Genomic DNA, 22,938 nt, shown 5'->3' on the forward strand with positions numbered 1-22,938 from the left:
CCCAGTCAGGGTGCCTCGGGCCGTCTACCCCACCGCGCTCAGTGTGTCCGCTGATCTGCGGCGGGTTGCCCGGGACGCCGGGAGGGTGGAGAGGGCGGCTGCTCCGAGGACGGCGCCCGCGGTCAGCAGGGAGAGGACCGTGGGCGAGGGGAGCTGGGCGATGCCCGCGCCGATGCCCGTGGAGATGCCCTGGGCGTCGATCAGGTGGCGGGCCAGCGGGAGGCCGAGGGCCGTGGCGGCGAGGGTCGCCGTCACGGCCGTGCACGCCGTCGCCGTGACGGTGATCGCCGTGATCTGGCGCGGGGACATGCCGATCGCCTTCAGCGCCAGCAGGTCCCGCTCGCTCTCGCGGACGGTGCCGCCGATGGCGGTGAGCAGTTCGACGATGCCGATGAGGGCGAGGACGGCGACCAGACCCGCGATGACCCCGCGCAGCGGGGACAGCCCGTCGGCCGGGTTGGGGACCGCGTGGACGTCCAGGTGCCCCTGCCCGGCCTGGCCCAGATCGGCGGCGACGCGGTGCGGGTCGGCGCCGGGGCGCAGCCGTAGCTGGTAGAGGGTCGGGGTGATCCCGGGGTCGTTGGCGCGCAGCGTGTCCAGCGAGGTGGAGATGACGCGGCCCGCGTTCTCCGGCTCGATGCTGCGGCCCACGATGTGCAGGATCTGCGGCTGGTCGCCGACGGTCATCCGGACCCAGTCGCCGACGTGCACGTCCAGCAGGGTCAGCAGCCCCTGGCCGGCGACCGCCTCGTCCGGACCCCGGGCGGGACGCCCCTGGGCCAGCGCGTACGGATAGGGGTCCTGGCGGGTGCCGAGGCCGCGCAGCGCGATCGTGCTGGTCTGGCCGGGCACCAGCGCCGCCACCTCGACGCCGGGGTAGGCGGCGGCCACCTGCGGGTCGTGCGTCAGCAGGGCCCGGGTCCGCGCGTCGCTCAGGTCGCCGTCGGAGCGGACGGTCAGGGCGGCCGACAGGCCGATGCGCTCGGGGCTGCTGTGGAAGCGGTCGATGGTGGTCCAGGCGCTCAGCGCGACCACGATCAGCAGCAGCGGCAGGGTCAGCCTGCCCACCGTGGCCAGGGAGCGCCGGCCACCGGTGAACGTCCGGTGGCAGCCGAGGACGAGTGCGGGGGGCAGCCGCAGCCCCAGCGCCTTGCGGGCCACTGTGGTGAGCCGGCCGCCCGCCACCGCGCCGGGCCGCTGTACCGGCACCGGCGGCACGCGGCCCGCCCGCCAGGCGGCGAGTCCGGTGACCGCAGCGATGAACAGGACCGCGCCGACCGGCACGGCCACCAGCGCCACGGTGTGACCGGGCAGCCCCTGCCAGACCCCGACCGCGTCGCCGAGCCGTCCGGGCACCTCGCCGCCCAGCCCCTTGATCAGGGCGGCGGCGGCCACGGCGCCCAGGACGGCGTACGCGACATGCTGGAGCAGGAAGATCCGCACCACCTGCGCCGGGGTGAAGCCGATCGCCTTCAGTACCGAGATGTCCCTGAGGTGACCGCGTATCCGGGTGCCGATCGCCCCGTGCACCGCGAACCCGGCGGCGGCCAGCGCGCCCAGCCCGAACACGCCCAGCACTTGTCCGAGCAGCCGGTTGTCGCCCTGGGCCGCGGCCTGCGCCTGCCGCCAGGTGGACACCTCGTCGACGGCGCCGGCGCCCAGCACGGTGACGGCACGCTGGACGGCGTAGTCCGTGTCGGCCGGGTTCTTCAGCCGCAGCCCGACCACCTGGCTGCCGGGATTGCGTACGGCGGCGGGCGGCGCCCACACCAGGCCCCGCTGCTCGCCGGGGCTGTAGCGCCGCTCGGGGCGGTCGGCGATGCCGACGACGGTCAGGGTCCGGGCCGTGCCGGGCAGGCTCAGGGTGTCCCCGGGCTCGGCGAGCAGGGCGTGGGCGAGTCTGCTCTCCAGCACCACGCCGTTCGGCTCGGCGGGCGTCAGCCAGTGGCCGGCGACGAGCAGCGGCCGGCCCACGGTGGGCCGCTCCGGCGTGCCGCGCAGCTCCACGGAGGCCCGGGTGCCGCGGGAGGAGACGGTCGCGGACTCGGCCGGGTAGGGCCCGGCGATGTCCTCGACGCCGTCCAGCCGGGTCAGCTTGGCGGTGTCGGCGGACGGCACGGCGTGGATCCACACGTGCGCGCCGCGGGACTGGGTGAAGATGCGTTCCCACGGGTTGGTGGCATAGCCGAACAGCGCCGCCGCCAGCAGCAGCGAGGCGACGATGCCGGCGGTGGCGAGCACGATGAACAGTGCCTCGCCGCGGTGCGTGCGCAGATCGGAGTGGGCCCAGCGCAGGGTGGCTCGCACGGCCCTCAGCCCCTCGTCCCGGCCGGCACCCTCGGCCCCGACAGGCTCGTCCCGGCCGGCACCCTCGGCCCCGGCAGCGCCCTCGTCCCGGCCGGCAGGCCCGGCCCGCACCGCTGTGTCCGCTCGCCGTGCACCCCGCTCAGTCCTTCAGTCTCAGCACGCCGGAGACGCCGGTGCGGCGGGCCGGGGCGGTGTCGAGGGCGGCGTCGTCGGCTATGCGGCCGTCGAAGAAGCTGATCACCCGGTCCGCGGCGCTGGCCAGCCGGGCGTCATGGGTGACGAGGACGATGCTCTGCCCGCGCCCGTGGAAGCGGGACAGCAGCCGCATCACCTCGCGGGTGCCCTTGCTGTCCAGGCTGCCGGCGGGTTCGTCGGCCAGCAGCAGCGGGGGATGGTTGACCAGGGCGCGGGCCAGGGCGACGCGCTGCTGCTCACCGCCGGACAGCTCGCCCGGCATGCTGCGCTCCTTGCCCTCCAGGCCCAGCTCGGCCAGCAGCGCCTCGCGCTCGGCGCGGGCCCGCTTGGGCGGGACGCCGGCGAGCAGCGCGGGCAGCTCGACGTTGTCGGCGACCGACAGGTTCGACACCAGGTTGAAGAACTGGAAGACGATGCCGATGGCCTTGCGGCGCTCCACCGCCCAGCGGGCCTCGCTGTAGGAGTCGGTGCACTCGCCGTCCAGCCAGATGCTGCCCGCGTCCGCGCGCTGCAGCCCGCCCAGCAGGTGCAGCAGCGTCGACTTGCCGGCGCCGGACGGGCCGGTGACGGCGACGAACTCGCCCCGCCGCACCGACAGGTCCACCCCGCGGACGGCGTGCGCGGGCGCGCCCTCGCCGTAGTGGGTCTTGGTCAGGCCCTCGGCCCGGAGCAGGGGGGTGCCGGGGCTGTCGTCGCTCATCGCAGCTCCTCCAGTTCCTCCTGGCACCGCTCCAGCCAGTCGAGGTCGGCCTGCAGGTGCAGCATCGCGCCCTCGATGAGCAGGTGGGCGATTCGGTTGTCCCGGTTCTCGGCCGCGGCCAGTTTCGACAGATTGCGCATGGTGGTGAGGTACTGGCGCCGTTGCTTGTTGATGAGGGCGATCTGATCGGCGAGACCGGACTGCGGGGCGAGCGCGAGCTTCATGAAGAACTCGTCTCGCACCCGTGGCTCGTCCTCGGTCTCCTCGAACCAGGCGTGCAGCGCCTCGCGCCCGGCATCGGTGAGGTGGTAGACCTTTTTGTTGGGCCGGCTGGACTGCTCGACGTCCTCGCCCTCGATCAGTCCCGACTTCTCGAGGCGGCCGAGGGTCACGTAGATCTGGCCGACGTTCGGCTGAGGGTACGCGGAGCCCAGCACTTGCTCAAGGTCCTGCTTCAGCTCGTAACCGTGCGCCGGTCCGCGAGCGAGGAGTGCCAGGAGGGGCAGCCGCACTCGTGCTCTCCTCCTAGTCTTCTGCCTATTGTGCTCCAGGCCCTAGTATCGCCCATACCTAACAGGTATACATGGCCTCTGACTCCCGGGCGAGGGTGCCCGTGGTGCCGGGTGTGCAAGGAGGAACCTATGCGGTGGATACACGCCGCCGGTAGGGGGCTCCTCGTACTCGCCGTCGTCCTGACCGGCTACGTCGCCTCGGGTGCCCGTGCCGACGAGGGCGGCGGGGGCGGCCGTGGGCCCCTGACCCTGGCTACCGCCGGGGATCTCACCGGCTACCTCGCCCCGTTGCTGCAGGGCTGGAACCGCACCCACCCCGGCGAGAAGGTCACGCTCGTCGAGCTGCCGGACTCCGCCGACGAGACCCGCGCGCAGATGATCACCGACCTGCGCGGCGGTGACCGGGGCCGCTTCGACGTCCTCAACATCGACGTCGACTGGACCTCGGAGTTCGCCGCGGCGGGCTGGATACGCCCGCTGCCCCGCGACCGCTTCCCGCTGGGGAGCTTCCTGCCGCCGGTGGTGGGGACGGCCACGTACAACGGCCGGCTGTACGCCGTCCCCTACGTCACCAACGCCGGACTGCTGCTGTACCGCAAGGACGTCCTGGCCAAGGAGGGCGTGCCGCCGCCGCGCACCTGGGCCGAGCTGGAGCACGACGCGAAGACCATCGCGCCGAAGTACGGACTCGACGGCTACGCGGGCCAGTTCCTGCCCTACGAGGGCCTGACGGTCAACGCGGCCGAGGCCGTGTACTCCGCGGGCGGCTCGATCCTCGGCGGCGAGGGCACCCGTGTCACCGTCGACTCGGCGGCGGCCCGCGAGGGCATCGGCTTCCTCGTCCGGGGCTTCAAGGAGGGCTGGATACCCAAGGCGGCCCTGACCTACAAGGAGGAGGAGTCCAAGCAGGCCTTCCAGGACGGCCACCTCCTCTTCCTGCGCAACTGGCCCTACGCCTACGCCGTGGCCTCCGCCAAGGGCTCCAGGGTCGCCGGCAGGATCGGCGCCGTACCGCTGCCGGGACCGGACGGACCGGGCACCAGTGTGCTCGGCGGCTCCAACCTGGCCGTGAACAGCCATGCCCGGCACCCGGATTCGGCCGCGCGGCTCATCGCGTACCTCACCAGCGCGCCCGTGCAGCGCGAGGTGCTGACCAAGGGCGCGCTGCCGCCCGTGCGCGCCGCGCTCTACAAGGATCCCGCTCTGATCCGGCAGTTCCCGTATCTGCCCACGCTGCGGTCCGCCGTGCTGTCGGCCGCCCCGCGTCCCAAGAGCCCGCACTACGACCAGGTCAGCCTGGTGGTGCAGGCCGTCGTGCACGACGCGCTGACCGGACACGAGACGACCGAGCAGGCCGTCCGCCGGCTCGCCCGCGAGCTGCACGCCATCGCGCGCCGGTAGCGCGTCGGCAGCCCACCGGCAGCTCCGCGGGCTTCGCTAGTTACTCGTTAAGTAACGCGAGCATCACGACTCCACTTGGTTAGTCACCATCTGTCCGTATTTCTCAGGGCAACCCTCCAGTAGGTTCCGTTCTTTTCCTTGACGCTGTCGCGACACCGATACCTAACATGCATGCATAACAGCTGCCCTTCGCAGAGACAGGCTCAATGGGTTGAACAGGCACCACTGGTGGCGGGACGCGGTGATCTACCAGGTCTACGTCCGCAGCTTTCTCGACAGCACCGGCGACGGCATCGGCGATCTCGCCGGAGTCCGCGCGGGACTGCCGTACCTCAAGAAGCTGGGCGTCGACGGCATCTGGCTCAGCCCGTTCTATCCCTCGCCGCAGGCCGACCACGGCTACGACGTCGCCGACTACTGCGACGTCGACCCGGTCTTCGGCGACCTCGCCGAGTTCGACCTGCTCATGACGGCGGCCCGCCGGCTCGGGGTCAGGGTGCTCCTGGACATCGTCCCCAACCACTGCTCCACCGAGCACCCCTGGTTCCGGGAGGCGCTCGCCGCCGCGCCCGGCAGCCCGGCCCGCGCCCGCTTCCACTTCGCCGACGGCCGCGGCCCGGACGGCGCGGAGCCGCCCAACAACTGGCACGCCATGTTCGGCGGCCCCGCCTGGACGCGCGTCGAGGACGGCCAGTGGTACCTGCACATGTTCACGCCCGAGCAGCCCGACTGGAACTGGCGCGACCCCGAGGTCGCGGCCGAGTTCGACCGCGTCCTGAGGTTCTGGCTGGACCGGGGCGTCGACGGCTTCCGCATCGACGTCGCCGCCGGTCTCTACAAGCACCCCGGACTGCCCGACTCCGACGATCCGGAGGCCGACGCCCGCACCCGCGACTCGGTCAACCCGCTCGCCTGGAACCAGCCCGAGGTGCACGACGTGTGGCGGCGCTGGCGGACCACCTGCGAGGAGTACACCGCACATGACGGCCACGAACGGCTCCTCGTCGGCGAGGTCTCCGTCCCCACCGCCCGCGAACACGCCCTCTACGTCCGCCCCGACGAACTCCACCAGGCCTTCTTCTTCGACCTGCTCGGCGCCCCCTGGGACCCGGCCGCCTTCCGCAAGGTCATCAGCGAGGCCATGCAGGACATCGCCGGCACCGGCTCCACGGTCACCTGGGTCCTCAACAACCACGACCAGGTCCGCACCGTCACCCGCTACGGCGAACCCACCCCGCAGGGCAGCGGCCTCGGCACCGCCCGCGCCCGCGCCGCCGCGCTGCTGATGCTGGCCCTGCCCGGAGCGGCGTACATCTACCAGGGCGAGGAGCTGGGCCTGCCCGAGGTCGTCGACCTGCCCGACGACGTCCTCACCGACCCGATCTTCCGCCGCACCGGCAGCCGCGCCCGCATCCGCGACGGCTGCCGGGTCCCGCTGCCCTGGTCCGGGCAGGCGTCCCCGTTCGGCTTCACCTCCGGCGCCGAGGGCGCCAAGCCCTGGCTGCCGCAGCCCGACTACTTCGCCGAGTACGCCACCGACCGCGCCCTCGCCGACACCCGCTCCTTCTGGCACCTGTACCGCGAGGGCCTGCACCTGCGCTCCGCCCTGCCCCAGCTGGGCGAGGGCAGCCTGCGCTGGCTGGACACCGAGCCGGGCGTCCTCGGCTTCGTCCGCGGCGACGGCCTGGTCTGCGCCGTCAACTTCGGTACGGCCCCCACGCCCGCGCCGGTCTCCGGCACCCCCCTGCTGTCCAGCGGGCCCTGCCCGGCCGGGGTGCTGCCCGGCTCCACGGCGGCCTGGTGGCTGACCGACCTCTGATCCCCGCCCCCTCCCGGAAACGCCGAACCTCCCGAACTCCCACTCTCCCGAAGGGACATCCGACGATGATGCGACGACGTACCACCCTGCTCTCCGGCTGCACCGCCCTCGTCCTCGCGCTCGGCGCCACCGCCTGCGGCAGCGGCGACCCCGTCTCCGCCGGCGGCGGCAAGACGCTCAGCGGCCAGACCGTCACCGTGGCCGGCGTCTGGACCGGCAGCGAGCAGAAGAACTTCCAGAAGGTCCTCGACGCCTTCACCGCCAAGACCGGCGCCAAGACGCAGTTCGTCTCCACCGGCGACAACGTCTCCACCGTCGTCGGCAGCAAGATCGAGGGCGGCAACGCCCCCGACGTGGTGATGGTCCCGCAGGTCGGCGTGCTCCAGCAGTTCGCGAAGAAGGGCTGGCTCAAGCCGCTGTCCACCACCGCCCAGCAGACGATCACCGCCGACTACGCGCCCGTCTGGAAGAAGTACGGCAGCGTCGACGGCACCCTGTACGGCCTCTACTTCAAGGCCGCCCACAAGTCGACCGTCTGGTACAGCCCCACCGCGCTCGCCCAGGCCGGCGTCAAGCCGCCCACGACGTACGACGCGATGCTGAAGGCCGGGCACACCATCTCCGACTCCGGTCTCGCCGCCTTCTCCGTCGGCGGCCAGGACGGCTGGACCCTCACCGACTGGTTCGAGAACGTCTACCTCTCCCAGGCCGGACCCGAGAAGTACGACGCCCTCGCCGCGCACAAGCTGAAGTGGACCGACCCGAGCGTGGTCAGGGCGCTCGGCACCCTCGGCAAGCTGTTCAAGGACAAGCAGCTCATCGCGGGCGGCCAGAAGGAGGCCCTCAACACCGACTTCCCGGGCTCGGTGGAGAAGGTGTTCGGCCCCAAGCCCGAGGCCGGCATGGTCTACGAGGGCGACTTCGTGGCCGGAGTCGCCCACGACCAGTACGGCAAGACCATCGGCAAGGACGCGAACTTCTTCCCGTTCCCCGCCGTCGACGGCGGCAAGGCGCCGGTCGTCAGCGGCGGCGACGCGGCCGTCGTCCTCAAGGACGGCAAGAACGCCAAGGCCGGCATGAAGCTCCTGGAGTACCTGGCCACCCCCGAGGCCTCGGCCGTGTGGGCGAAGGCCGGCGGCTTCCTCTCCCCGAACAAGAAGCTCGACCTCTCCTCCTACGGCGACGACGTCACCCGCGCCACCGCCAAGTCCCTGATCGACGCGGGCGACTCGGTCCGCTTCGACATGTCCGACCAGGCGCCCGCGGCCTTCGGCGGCACGAAGGGCGCCGGCGAGTGGAAGCTGCTGCAGGACTTCCTGCGCGACCCGTCGAACCCGAAGGCGACCGCGGCGAAGCTGGAGTCCGCGGCGGCCAAGGCCTACCAGAACTGAGCGCGCCATGACCGCCACCGCACACGTGAAGGACCGGGGCGGCGCCCACTCGCCGCCCCGCGTCCAGCCCGCCGCCCCCCGGCGGCGCTCCCGCCGCCGGGCCCGGATCGTCGCCCTCGTCTTCGTCTTTCCGGCGCTGCTGCTGCTCGGCGCGCTCGTCGTCTACCCCGTGCTGTTCTCCGTCGGCCGCAGCTTCTTCGACGCCTCCGGCACCCGGTTCGTCGGCGGCGACAACTACGCCGAGATGTTCCGCGACCCGGCCACCCTGAAGGCCATCCGCAACACCACGATCTGGGTGGTCGTCGCCCCGGCCCTGCTCACCGGCCTGGGACTGATCCTGGCCGTGCTCGTGGAGAAGGTCCGCTGGGCCACGGCGTTCAAGCTGCTGCTGTTCATGCCGATGGCGGTCTCCTTCCTCGCCGCCGGCATCATCTTCCGGCTCGCCTACGACCAGGACCCGCACAAGGGCGTGCTGAACGCGGCCGTCGTCTCCGTCCACGACGCCTTCAAGGGCACCTCGTCGTACCCGACGGCCCGGGCGCGCGACGGGCACGGTCTGGAGAAGGGCCGCGACGGCTCCTACCTGACGAACGGCAGCGTGTCGCCGGGCGACACGACGGCCCTCGGGCTGGTCGGCGTGCTGCCGGGCGACCTGCCCAAGGGCGCCGAGCCCGCCTACGGGGCCTCCCGGCGCCCGGCCGCGGCGGGTGAGGTGCGCGGGGTCGTCTACCTGGACTTCACGCTCGGCGGGGGAGGAAAGCAGGGCCGGGTCGACCCCAAGGAGAGCGGGCTGCCCGGCATGAAGGTGGAGGCACTGCGCGACGGGCGGTCCGTGGCCAGTACGACCACCTCGGCCGACGGCTCCTTCCGCTTCGCCGGGCTCGGCGCGGGGTCGTACACGCTGAAACTGCCGGAGTCCAACTTCGCGCCGCCCTACCAGGGCGTCTCCTGGCTGGGGCCGACCCTCGTCACCCCGGCGATCATCGGCGCGTACCTGTGGATCTGGACCGGGTTCGCGATGGTCCTGATCGGCGCGGGCCTGTCGAGTCTGCCCCGGGACGCGCTGGAGGCGGCGCGGATGGACGGGGCCAACGAGTGGCAGATCTTCCACCGGATCACCGTGCCGCTGCTGGCACCCGTGCTCACCGTGGTCTTCGTGACCCTCGTCATCAACGTGATGAAGGTCTTCGACCTCGTCTACATCATCGCGCCGGGCCCGGTGCAGGAGGACGCCACCGTGCTCGCCACCCAGATGTGGCTGGTCTCCTTCGGCGGCGGCAACAACCAGGGGCTGGGCAGCGCGCTCGGGGTGCTCCTGCTGGCGCTGGTGATCCCGGCGATGGTGTTCAACGTCCGGCGGTTCCGAAGGAGTCAGCGATGAACGCGGTGCGGAAGGGGCTCGGCAACGGGCTGGTGCAGGCCTTCCTGGTGGTGATCGGCCTCGTGTGGCTGACCCCGCTGGCGGGACTGTTCGTCTCCTCGATGCGGTCGGCCACGGACACGGCGAAGGGCGGCTGGTGGACGGCGCTGGCCGCCCCGGGGCAGCTGTCCTTCGACAACTACTCGGCGCTGCTGAAGAACGCGGGGATGACCCAGGCGTTCTGGAACACGGTCATGATCTCGGTGCCGGCGACCACGCTCGTCGTCGTCATCGCCGCGCTCGCCGGATACGCCTTCGCCTGGCTGGACTTCCCCGGCCGTGAGCCGTTGTTCCTGCTGGTGGTGGCGCTGCTGGTGGTGCCGGTGCAGATCGGTCTGCTGCCGGTGGCCAAACTCTTCGGGCAGCTGGGCCTGTTCGGCACGATTCCCGGAGTCGTCCTCTTCCACGTCGCCTACGGGCTGCCGTTCGCGGTGTTCCTGCTGCGGAACTACTTCGCGGAGATGCCGAAGGAGATGCTGGAGGCGGCGCGGATGGACGGGGGCAGCGAGTGGCGGATCTTCACGCGGCTGGTGCTTCCGGTGGGGCGGCCGGCCATCGCCTCGCTGGCGATCTTCCAGTTCCTGTGGGTGTGGAACGACATGCTGGTCGCGTTGCTGTTCGCGGACAGTTCTTCGCAGCCGCTCACCGTGCAACTGCAGTCGCAGATACGGCAGTTCGGCAGCAATATCGATGTGCTGGCGCCGGGGGCGTTTCTGTCGCTGATCGTGCCGGTGGCGGTGTTCTTCGCCTTCCAGCGGCACTTTGTGCAGGGCGTGATGGCGGGGTCGGTGAAGTAGGGGAAGGGTGGGGTGCGGTGGGGTTTCTCGCCCCCGCCGCCCCTACCCTTCCCGTCCTTCAGGGGCTCCGCCCCTGGGACCCCGATCGGCCTTCGGCCTCGTCCTCAGACGCCGGACGGGCTGAATCCTGCCTCAGCCGTGGAACGTGATGTAGCCGTTGCCGTCGCGGTCGTTGTGGGACGCGGTGTACGAGTGGGTGTCCGCGTGGGCGCCGGAGGGCTTGTAGAGGCGGATCGTGTCCTTGTCGTTGTTCCAGATGAAGTTGCAGTTCTGGCGGTAGGCGACGTTCTTCGCGTCCGACTCGGTGCCGTGGCCGCCGCGCAGCACCACGTAGTCACCGGGCTGGAGGTAGTGGTTGTGGACGAACGTGTACTTGTTGGTGCTGGTGGCGTCCCGGACCACGTAGCCCTTCAGGTTCACGGTCGCCGTGTGCGAGTAGTTCTTGATCGTCAGGTACTCGTTCCTGGTGTTGCCGTGGGTGCAGCTGTTGGAGTCCGTCCCGGGCGCGTTGTACTGGACGCCCTTGATCTTCAGGGCGGAGGAGTACTCGGTGGCCTGGGCCGGGGCGGCGGCCAGGACGGCGAGAGTGCCGGCCGCGGCGGTGGCGGCGAGTGCGGTGCGTATACGCATGAGGTCCCCCCTCAGTGGTGCGAATGGAGCGCTCGGAGCTTATACGACCGGTGGGGGAGATGTGGCCGGTATGTGCGGGAAACGTGAAGGAGGGGCGGCGGGAACCCGGTGGTTCCCGCCGCCCCTCGTGCTTCAGAGGGCGCGCCTCACGGCGACGCCGGAGGATACAGCGAACGCGGCAACTGCGAGGCCGCCGCCGCGTCCAGCAGCCACAGGGTGCGGGAGCGGCCGTACGCGCCGGCCGCCGGCGCCTGGATCTCGCCCGCGCCCGACAGGGCGATGGCCGCGGCCCGCGCCTTGTCCTCGCCGGCCGCCAGCAGCCACACCTCACGGGCGGAACGGATCGCCGGCAGGGTCAGCGAGATCCGGGTCGGCGGCGGCTTCGGCGCGCCGTGCACGCCCACCACCGTGCGCTCCGTCTCCCGGACGGCCGGCAGCTCCGGGAAGAGCGAGGCCACGTGGGTGTCCGGGCCGACGCCCAGCATCAGCACGTCGAACGCCGGGACCGCGCCGTGGTTCTCGGGCCCCGCGGCCTTGGCCAGCTCCGCCGCGTAGGCCTCGGCCGCCGCGCCCGCGTCACTGCCGTACGGCCCGTCGGAGGCGGGCATGGCGTGCACCCGCGCCGGGTCCAGCGGCACGGCGTCCAGCAGGGCCTCGCGGGCCTGCGTGACATTGCGCTCCGGATCGCCCTCGGGCAGGAACCGCTCGTCGCCCCACCACAGGTCAAGACGGGACCAGTCCACGGCGTCCCGGGCCGGGGCGGCGGCCAGCGCGGCGAGCAGCCCGTTGCCGTTGCGGCCGCCGGTGAGGACCACGGACGCGTGGCCCCGCGAGGCCTGCGCGTCCACGATCTTCGTGATCAGACGGGCCGCCGCGGCCTGGGCCATCAGCTCCTTGTCGCGGTGCACGACCAGCTGAGGGGTGCTCACTTCGCGCCCGCCTTCCGCGCCGGGACCTTCTTGGCGGTCCGGGAGGCCGCCTTCTTCGCGGGGGCCTTCGCGGCCTCCTCGACCGGCTCGGGCTCGGCGCCGGGCCCGGGGTCCACCCGGCCCGCCTCCGCCTCGGCGGCCGGACCCTCCGGGGTCACGCCGGTGAGCCGGTCCACGCCGTACCGCAGCGCCGAGGCGTAGGTGTCGTCCGGGTCCAGCCGGCGCAGCTCCTCCGCGATCAGCTCGGCGGTCTCGCGCCGCTTGAGCGCCACCGCGCGGGCCGGCTGGCCCTCGATGGCGAGCGTGGCCAGCGAACCGTCCGCGCGGTCCAGCACGATCGGCCCGCGGTCCGTGTCCATCCGTACGGCGGTCAGGCCCGGCCCCGCCGACGGCGACCGCTTCACGGGCACGGCCAGCCGGTCCGCGAGCCACATCGCCAGCAGCTCGCAGCTCGGGTTGAACTCCTCGCCCTCCACCTCGACGGCCGTGACCTCGCACGTCACCTGGTCCAGGGCCGCCGCCAGCATCGAACGCCAGGGCGTGATCCGGGTCCAGGACAGGTCGGTGTCGCCGGGCGTGTAGGCGTCGGCGCGGGCGGACAGCTCCCGCACCGGCTGCTCGGCGGCGTAGGAGTCGGTGACCCGGCGCTGGGCGAGCGCGCCGAGGGGGTCCTTCGCCGGGTCCAGCGGCGCGTTCACCGGCCACCACACCACCACCGGCGCGTCCGGCAGCAGCAGCGGCAGCACCACCGAGTCGGCGTGCCCCACCGCCTCGCCGTACAGCCGCAGCACGACCGTCTCACCGGTGCCCGCGTCGGCGCCCACCCGCACCTCGGCGTCCAGCCGGGACGAGGTGCGGTCGCGCAGGGTGCGCGACACGCGCTTGATGACCACCAGCGTGCGCGAAGGGTGCTCGCGCGAGGCGTCGTTGGCGGCCCGCAGGGCGTCGTAGGCGTTCTCCTCGTCGGTGACGATGACCAGGGTGAGCACCATGCCGACGGCGGGGGTGCCGACGGCGCGGCGGCCCCGCACGAGCGCCTTGTTGATCGCCCCCGCCGTGGTGTCGGTCAGGTCTATCTTCATGGCCGGCGCCAGCTCCGTCCCTCTCGTGCGAGCATCTCGTCCGCCTCCGCCGGGCCCCAGGTGCCCGACTTGTACTGCGCGGGCCGCCCGTTGCCGTCCCAGAACTGCTCGATCGGGTCGAGGATCTTCCAGGACAGCTCGACCTCCTCGGTACGCGGGAAGAGGTTCGCGTCACCCAGCAGCACGTCCAGGATCAGCCGCTCGTACGCCTCGGGGCTCGACTCCGTGAACGACTCGCCGTAGGCGAAGTCCATGGACACGTCCCGGATCTCCATCGAGGTGCCCGGCACCTTCGAACCGAACCGGACCGTGATGCCCTCGTCCGGCTGGACCCGGATGACGACCGCGTTCGAGCCCAGCTCCTCCGTCGCCGTGTGATCGAACGGGGAGTGCGGGGCACGCTGGAAGACGACCGCGATCTCGGTGACCCGGCGGCCGAGCCGCTTGCCGGTGCGCAGGTAGAACGGCACGCCCGCCCAGCGGCGGTTGTCGATGCCCACCTTGATCGCCGCATAGGTGTCGGTCTTCGACTTGGGGTCGATACCGTCCTCTTCGAGGTAGCCGATGACCTTCTCGCCACCCTGCCAGCCGGCCGCGTACTGCCCGCGCACGGTGCTCAGTCCCAGGTCCTTCGGCAGCCGCACGGCCCCGAGCACCTTGGTCTTCTCCGCCGCCAGCGCGTCCGCGTCGAAGGAGGCGGGCTCCTCCATGGCGGTGAGCGCGAGCAGCTGGAGCAGGTGGTTCTGGATGACGTCACGGGCGGCGCCGATGCCGTCGTAGTAACCGGCCCGGCCGCCGATGCCGATGTCCTCGGCCATGGTGATCTGCACGTGGTCCACAAAGGACCGGTTCCAGATCGGCTCGAACATCGTGTTGGCGAAGCGGAGCGCCAGGATGTTCTGGACGGTCTCCTTGCCGAGGTAGTGGTCGATGCGGAACACCTGGTCGGAGGTGAACACCTCGTGCACGACCCGGTTGAGTTCCTCGGCCGACTTCAGGTCGTGCCCGAACGGCTTCTCGATGACCGCGCGCCGCCAGGAACCGCCCTGCTGGTCGGCCAGCCCGTGCTTCTTCAGCTGCTGGATGACCACCGGGAAGGAACGCGGCGGCACCGACAGGTAGAAGGCGAAGTTGCCGCCCGTGCCCTGCGCCTTGTCCAGCTCCTCGATGGTGCCGCGCAGCCGCTCGAAGGCGTCGTCGTCGTCGAAGGTGCCCTGGACGAAGCGCATCCCCTGGATGAGCTGCTGCCAGACCTCCTCCCGGAACGGCGTACGGGAATGCGCCTTGACGGCGTCGTGGACCTCGGCGGCGAAGTCCTCGTGCTCCCACTCGCGGCGGGCGAAGCCCACCAGCGCGAAGCCCGGCGGCAGCAGGCCCCGGTTGGCGAGGTCGTACACCGCGGGCATCAGCTTCTTGCGGGACAGGTCGCCCGTGACCCCGAAGATCACCAGACCCGACGGCCCCGCGATGCGCGGGAGCCGTCGGTCGGCGGGATCACGGAGCGGGTTCGCTCCGGAACCTGCGAGAGGTGACAACTCAGCCCTCCGAGGGAGCGAGGCGCTTGAGCTCCGCCTCGGTCGACTTCAGCAGGTCCTCCCAGGACGCCTCGAACTTCTCCACGCCCTCGTCCTCCAGGACCTTCACGACGTCGTCGTAGGCGATGCCGAGCTTCTCGACCGCGTCGAGGTCGGCGCGCGCCTGCTCGTACGTCCCGGTGACCGTGTCGCCGGTGATCTCACCGTGGTCCTCGGTGGCCTCCAGCGTGGCCTCCGGCATGGTGTTGACCGTGTTCGGCGCGACCAGGTCGGTGACGTACATCGTGTCCGGGTACGCCGGGTCCTTCACGCCGGTCGACGCCCACAGCGGACGCTGCTTGTTGGCGCCCGCGTTCTCCAGCGCGTTCCACCGGTCGGAGGAGAACACCTCCTCGTACGCCTGGTAGGCGAGGCGCGCGTTGGCGATGGCGGCCTTGCCCCGCAGCGCCTTGGCCTCGTCGGTGCCCAGCGCGTCCAGGCGCTTGTCGACCTCGGTGTCCACGCGGGACACGAAGAAGGACGCCACGGAGTGGATCCTGGAGAGGTCCAGGCCGCGCTCCTTGGCCTTCTCCAGGCCGGTCAGGTAGGCGTCCATGACCGCGCGGTAGCGCTGCAGGGAGAAGATCAGCGTGACGTTGACGCTGATGCCGTGGCTGATGGTCCGGCTGATCGCCGGCAGGCCGGCCTCGGTGGCCGGGATCTTGATCAGCGCGTTGGGGCGGTCGACCAGCCAGGCCAGCTGCTTGGCCTCGGCGACGGTCGCGTCCGTGTTGTGCGCCAGGCACGGGTCGACCTCGATGGAGACCCGGCCGTCCTGGCCGTCGGTGGCGTCGAACACCGGGCGCAGGATGTCGGCGGCGTCGCGGACGTCCGCCGTGGTGATCATGCGGATGGCCTCTTCGACGGTGACCCGGCGGGCGGCGAGGTCGGAGACCTGCTGCTCGTAGCCGTCGCCGTGCGAGATCGCCTTCTGGAAGATCGTCGGGTTCGTGGTGACGCCCACGACGTGCTGCTGGTCGATCAGCTCGGCGAGGTTGCCGGACGTGATCCGCTTGCGCGACAGGTCGTCCAGCCAGATCGCGACGCCCTCCTCGGAGAGGCGCTTGAGTGCGTCTGTCATGGAATTACATCTCCTACGTGTCGTATATGAGCGTCAGCGCTGGGCGTCGGCCAGGGATTCCCGGGCCTTGGCGGCCACGTTCTCGGGCGTGAAACCGAACTCGCTAAAGAGGACCTTGCCGTCCGCGGACGCACCGAAGTGCTCCAGGGAGACGATGCGGCCGGCGTCCCCGACGTACTTGTGCCAGGTGAGTCCGATGCCGGCCTCGACGGCGACGCGGGCCTTCACCGACGGGGGCAGCACCGAGTCCCGGTACCCCTGCTCCTGCTCCTCGAACCACTCCACCGACGGCATCGAGACGACCCGGGTCGGCACCCCGTCGGCCTGCAGCTGCTCGCGCGCCCCGACGGCCACGTGCACCTCGGACCCGGTGGCGATCAGGATCACCTCGGGCTCGCCGCCCTCGGCCTCGAACAGCACATACCCGCCGCGGGCGGCGTCGTCGTTCGGCTCGTAGGCCGGCACGCCCTGGCGGGTGAGCGCCAGACCGTGCGGGGCGCCCTTGCCGAACTCCTTGGTGTAACGCCCCAGGATTTCGCGCCAGGCGATCGCGGTCTCGTTGGCGTCCGCCGGGCGGACCACGTTCAGACCCGGGATCGCGCGCAGCGACGCGAGGTGCTCCACCGGCTGGTGGGTGGGGCCGTCCTCGCCGAGGCCGATCGAGTCGTGCGTCCACACGTACGTGACCGGCAGGTGCATCAGCGCCGACAGACGCACCGCGTTGCGCATGTAGTCGGAGAAGACGAGGAACGTACCGCCGTAGATCCGGGTGTGGCCGTGCAGCGCGATGCCGTTCATCTCCGCGGCCATGGAGTGCTCACGGATACCGAAGTGGACCGTGCGCCCGTACGGGTTCGCCTCCGGCAGCGGGTTGTCCGCGGGGAGGAACGAGCTGTCCTTGTCGATGGTCGTGTTGTTCGACCCGGCCAGGTCGGCCGAGCCGCCCCACAGCTCCGGGACGATGGCGCCGAGGGCCTGCAGCACCTTGCCGGACGCGGCACGCGTGGCGACCGACTTGCCCGCCTCGAACACCGGGAGCTTGTCCTCCCATCCCTCGGGCAGCTCGCCGGCGCTGATCCGGTCGAAGTCGGCGGCGCGCTCGGCGTTGTTCTCCCGCCACAGCCGGAACGACTTCTCCCACTCGGCCTTCGCCTCACGGCCGCGCTCCAGGGCCTGCCGGGTGTGCTTGAGGACGTCGTCCTCCACCTCGAAGGACTTCTCCGGATCGAAGCCCAGGACGCGCTTGGTGGCCGCGACCTCCTCCTCGCCCAGTGCCGAGCCGTGCGCGGCCTCGGTGTTCTGCGCGTGCGGCGCCGGCCAGGCGATGATCGAACGCATCGCGATGAAGGAGGGCCGGTCGGTGACCGCCTTCGCCTCCTGGATCGCCGCGTAGATCGCCTGCGGGTCCAAGTCGCCGTCCGCCTTGGGCTGCACCCGCTGCACGTGCCAGCCGTAAGCCTCGTACCGCTTCACCGTGTCCTCGGACACGGCCGTCTCGGTGTCGCCCTCGATCGAGATGTGGTTGTCGTCCCACAGCAGGACCAGGTTGCCCAGCTTCTGGTGCCCGGCCAGCGAGGACGCCTCCGCGGAGATGCCCTCCTGAAGGCAGCCGTCACCGGCGATGCAGAACACGAAGTGGTCGAACGGGGAGGCGCCCTCGGCGGCCTCCGGGTCGAACAGACCGCGCTCGTAGCGGGCGGCCATCGCCATGCCCACCGCGTTGGCCACACCCTGGCCCAGCGGGCCCGTGGTGGTCTCCACACCCTTGGTGTGCCCGTACTCCGGGTGGCCGGGGGTCTTCGAACCCCAGGTGCGGAAGGACTTCAGGTCGTCCAGCTCCAGGCCGAAACCGGCCAGGAACAGCTGCGTGTAGAGGGTCAGGGACGAGTGGCCGGCGGACAGCACGAAACGGTCCCGGGCCACCCACTCCGGGTCGGCCGGGTCGTGCCGCATCACCTTCTGGAAGAGGGTGTAGGCGGCCGGAGCCAGGCTCATCGCCGTACCGGGATGGCCGTTGCCGACCTTCTGTACGGCGTCTGCGGCCAAAACGCGGGCGGTGTCCACGGCCCGCTGGTCCAGCTCGGTCCACTCAAGGTCTGTGGTGGTCGGCTTGGTGCTCACCCTGGGTCAGGGCTCCTCTCCACATGTCGGTCGCCGGTCCGCGGGGCACGCGCCCACCCCCGGCCGGCCGGTGTGCTTCTGCCCACCGGCCGCTGTCGAGCCTACCCTCGTGAGGACGTGCGTTTTTTCGAGTCATTCCAGACTGCCGGGACTCTTCACGATCCGCCTCCCGACTGGCCGACAACGCATTCGGCACATGAATACGGAGCCGCTCATCTGACCGCTCAATCGAGCCCGACCGCGCACGTCGGACGGCACCTTTCGCGCCCCCTTCCACGCCTCCTTCCACACTGTCTCCCGCAGCCCCCTCCAACACGAGCCACCCCCGCGAAGGCCGAGGTATGGGCAACGTCTAAAGTGGCGTGGTACGCGCGAGCCCCGACCGGGACTTCACAGGGGGGGCTCGCTGGGAGTCTCTGTCAGGGGTGTGCGTGACGGCCGTCGAATCCCGTCCTGCGGGCGTGCTCGCTGGTACGAGCCAGGGCCCGGTTCACCGGCCGTTCGGGGCCCGTGTCAAGGCGTTCGTGGCGCTGACCAAGCCGCGGATCATCGAGCTGCTGCTCATCACCACCGTTCCGGTGATGTTCCTGGCCCAGCAGGGCGTGCCGGACCTCAAGCTGGTCCTGCTCACCTGCCTCGGCGGCTATCTCTCCGCGGGCGGCGCCAACGCGCTGAACATGTACATCGACCGGGACATCGACGCCCTGATGGACCGCACCTCGCAGCGCCCGCTGGTCACCGGCATGGTCAGCCCGCGCGAGTGCCTCGCCTTCGGCATCACCCTCGCGGTCGTCTCGACCCTGCTGTTCGGCCTCACCGTCAACTGGCTGAGCGCCTGGCTCTCCCTCGGCGCGCTCCTCTTCTACGTCGTCGTCTACACGATGATCCTCAAGCGGCGCACCTCGCAGAACATCGTGTGGGGCGGCATCGCCGGCTGCCTCCCGGTCCTCATCGGCTGGTCGTCCGTCACCAACTCGATGTCGTGGGCGCCGGTCATCCTCTTCCTCGTCATGTTCTTCTGGACGCCGCCCCACTACTGGCCGCTGTCCATGAAGGTCAAGGACGACTACGCGCGCGTGGGCGTGCCGATGCTGCCGGTCGTCGCCTCCAACAAGGTGGTGGCCAAGCAGATCGTGATCTACAGCTGGGTCATGGTCGCCGTGTCGCTGCTGCTGACCCCGCTCGGCTACACCGGCTGGTTCTACACCCTGGTCGCCCTCGCCGCCGGCGGCTTCTGGCTCTGGGAGGCGCACGGCCTGCAGAACCGGGCGAAGGCCGAGGTGACCGGCGCGAAGCTGAAGGAGATGCGGCTCTTCCACTGGTCGATCACCTACGTATCGATCCTCTTCGTCGCGGTCGCCGTCGACCCCTTCCTGCGCTGAGCCCCGGCCCGGTCCTGGGCGGGCATACGTCACACCGCCCTGGCCTCGCCAGGTGATCTACCCGTGAGTAGCATCCTGTTCATGGCAGACACGCAGCAGGTTGACCCCAAGGCCGAGCGCAAGGCGGCCCGGCTGGCCCAGCAGATCGGCTCCTTCGCCAAGGCCCACGGAGGGGCCGAGGGCCAGGTCGCGTACCTCGGCGACCGCGGCGCCCGCATCGCCCTCGTCGGCGAGGACGGCACCTGGGGCAACCTCGTCGCCCCCACCACCACCATCGCCCAGCAGGCCCTGGCAAAGGCCGGCATCACGGTCCACGAGGACTTCGACGGCGAATTCGCGGCGAAGGTGAAGACGGGGTCGTACGAGTGGAAGAGGATGGCGGGCATCCAGCTCGGCGGTTAGCTCGGGCGGTTTCGGTGGTGTGCCGACCGCGGGTCCGTCGTGGCTTGTCGCGCCCGCGCGGCGGAGCCGCATATTGATGCGGTCCCGCGCCCCTTTGGTCGGCTGCCGCCACCTGAGTCCCATTCACCCGTTAGGACGTGTAAGCAGCACAGCGCGTCCAACGGGAGCCCCGGATGATCGAAACGCCGTCCCTCGTGGACCAGTACTGCCACGGAGTGCTCCGCACCGAGCTGGGCCTGGGCACCTTCGAGGCCCAACTCGCCCGCACGGAGGGCCCCCCGGCCCCCGGAACCACCCTCTTCGACACGCAGACCGGCTTCGCCGTGCGCCGCTGGTGCCCGCCCCTCCTCGGCCTGGAACCCCACTGCCCGCCGGCCCGCTATCTGGCCCGGCGCCGCGAACTGGGCACCCCGGAAGCGGGCCGCAGGCTGCTGCGCGGCAGCGGGATCACGACGTACCTGGTCGACACCGGCCTGCCCGGCGACCTCGTCGGCCCGGCCGAGCTGGCCTCCGCCGGAGCGGCCCGCGCCCATGAGATCGTGCGGCTCGAACAGCTCGCGGAACAGGTCGCCGACACCTCCGGGACCGTCGAGTCGTTCCTCGCCAACCTCGCCGAGTCGGTGCACGGGGCCGCCGCGACCGCCGTCGCCTTCACCTCCGTCGCCGGCCTGCGGCACGGCCTGGCCGTCGTGCCGGAGCCGCCCGGGCCGGGGGAGGTGCGGGGCGCGGCGGCCCGCTGGCTGGCCGGACGCCGGGTCGGCGGTGAGCTGACCGACCCCGTCCTGCTACGGCACCTGCTGTGGATCGCGGTCGCCTCGGGGCTGCCGCTGCAACTGCACGCGGGCCTCGGCGAGCCCGGCGCGCGCATCGACCGTACGGACCCGGTGCTGCTGACCGACTTCGTGCGGGCCACGGCCGGTCTCGGCACCGATCTGATCCTGCTGCACGGCTACCCGTACCACCGTCACGCCGCCCATCTGGCCGGTGTCTTCCCGCATGTGTACGCCGACTCCGGGGCCGCGCTCGTGCGGACCGGCGCCCGCGCGGCCACCGTCCTCGCCGAGATCCTGGAACTGGCGCCCTTCGGCAAGATCCTCTTCTCCAGCGGCGCCCACGGACTGCCCGAACTGCACGTCGTCGGCGCGCACCTGTTCCGCGAGGCGCTCGGCCGGGTGCTGGGCACGTGGGTCGCCGAGGGCGCCTGGTCGCTGACCGACGCCCAGCGGGTGGCCGGACTGATCGCCTCCGGCAACGCGCGCCGGGTGTACGGCCTGGAGGCCGCCTGAGCGGTGGCCTGCCTACGCGCGCGTGCCGACCGTCACCTCGGCCGACGGACCCGGCAGGGCCGGCGCCCCGTCGTCCGGGCGCTCCCGCAGCGCCAGCAGCACGCGTACGACGTAGATCCACACCAGGCAGGAGCCGAGCATGTGCAGGCCGACCAGCAGTTCGGGCAGGTGCGTGAAGTACTGGACGTAGCCGATGACGCCCTGGCAGAGCAGGACGACGAACAGGTCCCGGGTCCGCGACAGCGGCCCCTTCGGCGCGTCCACGGCCTTCAGGACGAACCACAGGGCGAAGGTGAGCGTGACGACGATCCACGCGAGCACGGCGTGCAGCTTGGCCACCGTCTCCCAGTCGATCGGGATGCGCTTGACCTCGCTGGAGTCACCCGCGTGCGGGCCGGCCCCGGTCACGACCGTGCCGACGGCGATCAGCAGCAGGGACGCGGTCACGAGGAACCACACCAGCTGCTGCACCGCCTTGCCGACCAGCGGGCGGGGCGGCGCGTCACCCTCGCGGGTGCGCTGCCACATCACCACGGCGACCACGATCAGCGCCGACGCCAGCAGGAAGTGGGCCGCGACGGTGTACGGGTTGAGGCCCACGAGCACCACGATGCCGCCGAGGACCGCGTTGCCCATCACCAGCCAGAACTGCGCCCAGCCCAGCCGGGTCAGAGCGCGCCGGTACGGCTTCTCGGACCGCGCGGCGATGATCGCCCAGCCGACGGCGGCGCACAGCACGTACGTCAGCATGCGGTTACCGAACTCGATGGCGCTGTGGTACGTGAGCGCGTTCGTCGGCGTCAGCGAACCGGTGGTGCACTCGGGCCAGGTCGGGCAGCCGAGGCCCGAACCGGTCAGCCGTACGGCACCGCCGGTGACGACGATGACGACCGCCATGACGAGGGCGGCGAGCGCCGCGCGCTGGACCGTCCGGGGCCCGGGGGTCCAGCGGTCTGCGATGAAGGCGAGCGGGTTGCGCACGGCCGCTACGGCGTCGGCGGGGGTCAGCTTTGGCACGCCCACCATGGTAGGCCGCGGCTTGTGCACGCTTTCACGAGGGTCGGGCGCGGCCTTCGTGGGCTGGTTCATCGGGCCCTCACTCCCAGCGGAAGAACTTCCCGGCCGCGGCCAGGGCCACGACCGCCCAGACGGCGAGGATCCCCAGGTCGCCCCAGGGCATCCCGGCCCCGTGCTGGAGCACGTCCCGCAGGCCGTCCGACAGCGCCGAGATCGGCAGCAGCCCGAGTACGTGCTGTCCGGCCGAGCCGAACTTCTCCAGCGGGACGATGACGCCGCCGCCGACGAGCAGCAGCAGGAAGACCAGGTTGGCGGCGGCCAGCGTCGCCTCCGCCTTCAGCGTGCCGGCCATCAGCAGGCCGAGGCCCGAGAAGGCGGCCGTGCCGAGGACCATCAGCAGCAGTACGGCGAACGGGTTGCCGTGCGGCGACCAGCCCAGGGCGTACGCGATCACCACCAGCATGATCACCTGGAGCACCTCGGTGACCAGCACGGACGCCGTCTTCGCGGTCATCAGGCCCCAGCGGGGCAGCGGGGAGGAGGCGAGCCGCTTCAGCACGCCGTAGCGCCGCTCGAAGCCGGTCGCGATGGCCTGGCCGGTGAACGCCGTCGACATCACGGCGAGGGCCAGGATGCCGGGTGCCAGGAAGTCGACGGACTTGCCGGCGCCGGTGTCGACGATGTCGACGGAGCTGAACAGCACCAGCAGCAGCGTCGGGATCACGACGGTCAGCAGCAGCTGCTCGCCGTTGCGCAGCAGCATCTTCGTCTCCAGCGCCGCCTGCGCCCCGATCATGCGGGTCAGGGGCGCCGCGCCCGGCTTCGGGGTGTACGTACCCGGCACGGTGGTCATGAGCGCAGCTCCTTGCCGGTCAGCTCCAGGCTGTGCTTT

General features: G+C 71.4%; 19 protein-coding genes. 8 read left to right on the top strand and 11 right to left on the bottom strand.

The genetic code is table 11. The annotated features are described in order from the left end of the window. Positions 1 to 24: 24 nt before the first annotated feature. The 3 genes from DBP14_RS27310 to DBP14_RS27320 all read right to left on the bottom strand — a co-directional run bounded on the left by DBP14_RS27310 (position 25) and on the right by DBP14_RS27320 (position 3,714). The gene (locus DBP14_RS27310) at positions 25 to 2,307 is read right to left on the bottom strand and encodes an FtsX-like permease family protein (RefSeq protein WP_129309757.1); all 2,283 of its coding nucleotides are present in this window, start codon (positions 2,305 to 2,307) and stop codon (positions 25 to 27) included. A gap of 139 nt (positions 2,308 to 2,446) precedes the next feature. Continuing rightward, the gene (locus DBP14_RS27315) at positions 2,447 to 3,202 is read right to left on the bottom strand and encodes an ABC transporter ATP-binding protein (RefSeq protein ID WP_129309758.1); all 756 of its coding nucleotides are present in this window, start codon (positions 3,200 to 3,202) and stop codon (positions 2,447 to 2,449) included. After that, positions 3,199 to 3,714: a PadR family transcriptional regulator gene (locus DBP14_RS27320; RefSeq protein ID WP_129309759.1), complete on the bottom strand. Its 516-nt coding sequence runs from the start codon at positions 3,712 to 3,714 to the stop codon at positions 3,199 to 3,201. Before DBP14_RS27320 ends, DBP14_RS27315 begins: the two co-directional genes overlap by 4 nt. A 129-nt stretch (positions 3,715 to 3,843) precedes the next feature. On the opposite strand from DBP14_RS27320, the gene DBP14_RS27325 reads away from it, so the two are divergent. The 5 genes from DBP14_RS27325 (at position 3,844) to DBP14_RS27345 (ending at position 10,542) form a co-directional block, all read left to right on the top strand. Further along, positions 3,844 to 5,115, top strand: a complete 1,272-nt coding sequence (locus DBP14_RS27325; RefSeq protein ID WP_129309760.1) for an ABC transporter substrate-binding protein — start codon at positions 3,844 to 3,846, stop codon at positions 5,113 to 5,115. A 211-nt stretch (positions 5,116 to 5,326) separates the two neighbouring features. Next, entirely contained in the window at positions 5,327 to 6,934 is a 1,608-nt protein-coding gene (locus DBP14_RS27330; RefSeq protein ID WP_129309761.1) for a glycoside hydrolase family 13 protein, read from the top strand. Positions 6,935 to 6,999: 65 nt separating this feature from the next. Next, a complete protein-coding gene (locus DBP14_RS27335; protein ID WP_129309762.1) occupies positions 7,000 to 8,325 on the top strand; it encodes an ABC transporter substrate-binding protein in 1,326 nt (441 codons plus the stop codon). A 7-nt stretch (positions 8,326 to 8,332) separates the two neighbouring features. Beyond that, on the top strand, positions 8,333 to 9,706 hold the full coding sequence (locus DBP14_RS27340) for an ABC transporter permease subunit (protein WP_129309763.1): 1,374 nt from the start codon (positions 8,333 to 8,335) through the stop codon (positions 9,704 to 9,706). After that, positions 9,703 to 10,542, top strand: coding sequence for a carbohydrate ABC transporter permease (locus DBP14_RS27345; protein WP_129309764.1), 840 nt, complete (start codon positions 9,703 to 9,705; stop codon positions 10,540 to 10,542). Before DBP14_RS27340 ends, DBP14_RS27345 begins: the two co-directional genes overlap by 4 nt. Positions 10,543 to 10,674: 132 nt before the next feature. Here DBP14_RS27345 and DBP14_RS27350 read toward each other — a convergent pair whose 3' ends face one another. The 6 genes from DBP14_RS27350 to tkt form a co-directional block, all read right to left on the bottom strand. Continuing rightward, entirely contained in the window at positions 10,675 to 11,172 is a 498-nt protein-coding gene (locus DBP14_RS27350; protein ID WP_129309765.1) for a lamin tail domain-containing protein, read from the bottom strand. A gap of 146 nt (positions 11,173 to 11,318) precedes the next feature. After that, the gene (pgl, locus tag DBP14_RS27355; RefSeq protein ID WP_129309766.1) at positions 11,319 to 12,101 is read right to left on the bottom strand and encodes a 6-phosphogluconolactonase; all 783 of its coding nucleotides are present in this window, start codon (positions 12,099 to 12,101) and stop codon (positions 11,319 to 11,321) included. Next, positions 12,098 to 13,183, bottom strand: a complete 1,086-nt coding sequence (gene opcA, locus DBP14_RS27360; RefSeq protein WP_129309767.1) for a glucose-6-phosphate dehydrogenase assembly protein OpcA — start codon at positions 13,181 to 13,183, stop codon at positions 12,098 to 12,100. Before opcA ends, pgl begins: the two co-directional genes overlap by 4 nt. After that, a complete protein-coding gene (zwf, locus tag DBP14_RS27365; protein ID WP_129309768.1) occupies positions 13,180 to 14,718 on the bottom strand; it encodes a glucose-6-phosphate dehydrogenase in 1,539 nt (512 codons plus the stop codon). The genes opcA and zwf overlap by 4 nt, the downstream gene beginning before the upstream one ends. 1 nt (position 14,719) lies before the next feature. Next, entirely contained in the window at positions 14,720 to 15,838 is a 1,119-nt protein-coding gene (tal, locus tag DBP14_RS27370; protein WP_129309769.1) for a transaldolase, read from the bottom strand. A 33-nt stretch (positions 15,839 to 15,871) separates the two neighbouring features. Next, the gene (gene tkt, locus DBP14_RS27375; RefSeq protein ID WP_129309770.1) at positions 15,872 to 17,959 is read right to left on the bottom strand and encodes a transketolase; all 2,088 of its coding nucleotides are present in this window, start codon (positions 17,957 to 17,959) and stop codon (positions 15,872 to 15,874) included. 425 nt (positions 17,960 to 18,384) lie between these two features. Between tkt and DBP14_RS27385 the strand changes: the two genes are divergently transcribed. The 3 genes from DBP14_RS27385 to DBP14_RS27395 all read left to right on the top strand — a co-directional run bounded on the left by DBP14_RS27385 (position 18,385) and on the right by DBP14_RS27395 (position 21,029). Further along, entirely contained in the window at positions 18,385 to 19,341 is a 957-nt protein-coding gene (locus tag DBP14_RS27385; RefSeq protein ID WP_164992417.1) for a heme o synthase, read from the top strand. An 81-nt stretch (positions 19,342 to 19,422) separates the two neighbouring features. Next, positions 19,423 to 19,743 (top strand): hypothetical protein, encoded by a 321-nt coding sequence (locus tag DBP14_RS27390; protein WP_129309771.1) that lies wholly within the window; start codon positions 19,423 to 19,425, stop codon positions 19,741 to 19,743. 173 nt (positions 19,744 to 19,916) lie between these two features. Beyond that, positions 19,917 to 21,029, top strand: a complete 1,113-nt coding sequence (locus DBP14_RS27395; RefSeq protein WP_129309772.1) for an amidohydrolase family protein — start codon at positions 19,917 to 19,919, stop codon at positions 21,027 to 21,029. 12 nt (positions 21,030 to 21,041) lie between these two features. On the opposite strand, the gene DBP14_RS27400 is transcribed toward DBP14_RS27395, so the two are convergent. Together DBP14_RS27400 and DBP14_RS27405 are read right to left on the bottom strand one after the other, a co-directional pair. Next, positions 21,042 to 22,055: a COX15/CtaA family protein gene (locus DBP14_RS27400; RefSeq protein ID WP_129309773.1), complete on the bottom strand. Its 1,014-nt coding sequence runs from the start codon at positions 22,053 to 22,055 to the stop codon at positions 21,042 to 21,044. A 70-nt stretch (positions 22,056 to 22,125) separates the two neighbouring features. Then, on the bottom strand, positions 22,126 to 22,899 hold the full coding sequence (locus DBP14_RS27405; RefSeq protein ID WP_129309774.1) for an ABC transporter permease: 774 nt from the start codon (positions 22,897 to 22,899) through the stop codon (positions 22,126 to 22,128). Positions 22,900 to 22,938: the final 39 nt, after the last annotated feature.

The sequence above is a fragment of the Streptomyces sp. L2 genome (assembly GCF_004124325.1).
In the GTDB taxonomy this organism is placed as follows: Bacteria; Actinomycetota; Actinomycetes; order Streptomycetales; family Streptomycetaceae; genus Streptomyces.

Excerpts from the sequence above, each read along its gene's own strand:
- DBP14_RS27315 (WP_129309758.1), bottom strand. The coding sequence starts at position 3,202 with ATGAGCGACGACAGCCCCGGCACCCCCCTGCTCCGGGCCGAGGGCCTG.
- DBP14_RS27325 (WP_129309760.1), top strand. The coding sequence starts at position 3,844 with ATGCGGTGGATACACGCCGCCGGTAGGGGGCTCCTCGTACTCGCCGTC.
- DBP14_RS27335 (WP_129309762.1), top strand. The coding sequence starts at position 7,000 with ATGATGCGACGACGTACCACCCTGCTCTCCGGCTGCACCGCCCTCGTC.
- DBP14_RS27340 (WP_129309763.1), top strand. The coding sequence starts at position 8,333 with ATGACCGCCACCGCACACGTGAAGGACCGGGGCGGCGCCCACTCGCCG.
- DBP14_RS27345 (WP_129309764.1), top strand. The coding sequence starts at position 9,703 with ATGAACGCGGTGCGGAAGGGGCTCGGCAACGGGCTGGTGCAGGCCTTC.
- DBP14_RS27350 (WP_129309765.1), bottom strand. The coding sequence starts at position 11,172 with ATGCGTATACGCACCGCACTCGCCGCCACCGCCGCGGCCGGCACTCTC.
- opcA (WP_129309767.1), bottom strand. The coding sequence starts at position 13,183 with ATGAAGATAGACCTGACCGACACCACGGCGGGGGCGATCAACAAGGCG.
- tal (WP_129309769.1), bottom strand. The coding sequence starts at position 15,838 with ATGACAGACGCACTCAAGCGCCTCTCCGAGGAGGGCGTCGCGATCTGG.
- DBP14_RS27390 (WP_129309771.1), top strand. The coding sequence starts at position 19,423 with ATGGCAGACACGCAGCAGGTTGACCCCAAGGCCGAGCGCAAGGCGGCC.
- DBP14_RS27395 (WP_129309772.1), top strand. The coding sequence starts at position 19,917 with ATGATCGAAACGCCGTCCCTCGTGGACCAGTACTGCCACGGAGTGCTC.
- DBP14_RS27400 (WP_129309773.1), bottom strand. The coding sequence starts at position 22,055 with ATGGTGGGCGTGCCAAAGCTGACCCCCGCCGACGCCGTAGCGGCCGTG.
- DBP14_RS27405 (WP_129309774.1), bottom strand. The coding sequence starts at position 22,899 with ATGACCACCGTGCCGGGTACGTACACCCCGAAGCCGGGCGCGGCGCCC.